We start from the raw sequence: 2,469 nt of genomic DNA, 5'->3' as shown, positions 1-2,469 counted from the left end.
AGCCAGGCGTGGCCCATAAGCTCCAGACAGGTATCTGTGATGCTTTCGGCATTGCCAAGCGCAGACAGGCCACTTGTACGCTGCAAGTCCCGAACACTTATCCGCTCTGGCTTGTTTTCCCGTATCCATTTGGCCAGTAGTCTTACCTTCGGGTTAGTTTTTTGCTGGTCGTCAACATGGTAGATATGCTTTGCCATCGGGATGAAATAGTCATCCATAAGGGTAAGTGCATTTCTCACTGACTGGTCGCTGATCTCATACGGCTCAGGTGCAGTTGCATCCGCCGCCCAGGATACATATTCAAGGACCAGTGCTAGCCGTATGACCATGCCAGGGGTTTTCCCTAGCCAGCCACCAAAGCGGCCCGTATGGTCATGCTTGCCGTTGTTGTGCCACCAGGCATCGAAGATATCAGCAGCCTCAGTGCTGAAAGGAACAATGCGCGGCGTGTTCTGGCCGTCTGTTTGTTTGTCGAGCGTTAAGGCGTGTAGGCGCCGGAAGACACCAAGCATATAGTCCCGGTCTGCCACGCTGCGCGGTCGGCGGCGTTCAACCTTGTCTGGATGGATATAGAGGATACGTGCGCTTAGACCGTCATCATCGCCTTTCATCAAGAGGCTTTCAATCTTGTCGGGTTGCATACCGCCAAGCATAGACAGCGAGAGGTGATCAATCTTCAATGGCTCGCCATTCTTTACCCGGTCCTGGGTAAAGGACTTGCCGCCGTAGGCTTCCAGATATAACGCCCTGTCACCGCCCTTGGAGCCTGCATAGCGGTCAAGGTTAGCAAACAGCCCGGTAAGCTCGTCACGGACGTTTAAAAAGCCCTTGGGGTTGCCCTGCATAGCGAGGCACAGCGCCTCTGATGTTGCATCCCCCATTGTCAGGCGTTGCCGTTCCGGTGGGCGTGGTTCAACGGCTGCTTGCGGCATCATGGGAACACCGCCGCCTTCTGCCTGAGCGGTCTTGATATCCTTTTCCCAGTTTTGGCGAATTAGGGCGGCTTCTTGCTTGTCTGTCTCGTAAGCACGCAGCGCTTCCTCATAGATAGGGACCATATCAGCTTCGAGTGTGCGCAAGAGGTCAAGCACAGGCTCCATAGCGGGGCTTTTCCCGCTTGACGGGTCACCAACCAATGCAAGCCACAGGATAGATGGCTCTGACCAGCCAGCCCAGGGGCTTGCCTTGCGGCTGTTACCAATCAGGGTCGCACATGCCGAGAGAAGGGAGCCAGCCACATACTCAGGCGGCGCACTACATCCTTCAGCGGCTTTGCTAATCCAGTCTGTAATACGCGGATGAAAGACATTGAGGGGCAGGGATGGTTTAGGGGCTTTTGTCTCAAGAATAGACATATCAGGCTTAGGCCAATTATCGTTTGAAGCCAGCCCGACACGGTCGACGCGTTCCGTGGCCGTATGCGGTAATTTCATCGTCTGGGTGTTTGAAGCAGGTGGAACAATCGTCTCTGCGTGCTCCAGGAGTTTGGAAAGTGTCTCCTTAGTCCAGCCCGCTGCAATCGCGTCCGCAGCATCCCAGCCCTGGGGGCAGGTATCTGCCAGGCAAGTATAGGTAGGCTGACCTTCAGTATAGCTATACATAGGGTCGTTTGCATACTTACGTATGTAGGATGCTAACCCTAACGTAACATATGTTACATTACGTAGGGAAATACGCCGCACGGTCGCCCCTACTGTATGTAAGATAGTACATATACTGTCAGCGTATTTCTCCCCCGGAGTGTCATTGTCAGGCCACAGGATTACTTCCCTGCCCCTCAGCGGTGACCAGTCGGTTTTATGGGCTGCGTTCGAGCCGCCCATGCTGGTGGTAGCGAGATAACCAAACCCGGCCAGGGCATCGGCGCATTTCTCGCCTTCAACTACTATTACAGGCTCGTCAGGTCTGGATGCCAGGGCCTCTAGGTCATAGAGGATTGGCACTATGGGGCTTTTCCAGTCTTGCTGTTTGGTGCAGTAGGGACGCACGGTTTTACCGTCTTTGTTGTCAAACCGGTAGGACGCGGCGCATATCATGCCGCTCCCGTCTCTGTAGGGATAGATCTTGTCTGGCAAGCCCAGGCTCGGATGGGTTACGGGTAGAGTATCAGTCATTCGCAACTCCTGCCATTCTGCGGACCAGTTTAACGGCTTCCAGTGGGGGTAGGCCGTATAGATAGCTTGCCAGGCTCACCAGGTCACCGCCACTATCACCGGTAGCAAAGTCTGCCCAGGCCCCGGATTTGAGATTAATCCTGAACGAGCCTAGTTTTCTGTCTGTCCGGGTCGGGTTAAGGGCAATCCATTCCATCCCCTGACGTCTGCCTTGCGGCAAGAGGCTGGGGACGAGTAGTTCCAGTTTCGGGTGCAGTCTGGAACGGGTATCGGCAAAGATATCAGGTCTATGCATCATTGGCAGGCTCCCCGACAATCTCAGAAGTATTGGCGACAATCCGGCCTTCAATCCAGG

General features: G+C 54.6%; 2 protein-coding genes. Both read right to left on the bottom strand.

Features of this window, described 5'->3' with window-relative positions; genetic code table 11:
* The coding region (locus IE181_RS14515; RefSeq protein ID WP_191254334.1) for a DUF3987 domain-containing protein at positions 1 to 2,114 on the bottom strand (2,114 nt) is incomplete at its 3' end.
* The coding region (locus tag IE181_RS14510) for a hypothetical protein (RefSeq protein WP_229819547.1) at positions 2,107 to 2,469 on the bottom strand (363 nt) is incomplete at its 5' end. The genes IE181_RS14515 and IE181_RS14510, both read right to left, overlap by 8 nt.

It is taken from the genome of Kordiimonas sediminis, from assembly GCF_014656395.1.
Lineage (GTDB): Bacteria > Pseudomonadota > Alphaproteobacteria > Sphingomonadales > Kordiimonadaceae > Kordiimonas_A > Kordiimonas_A sediminis.
This window is presented reverse-complemented; position numbering and strand designations above follow the sequence as displayed.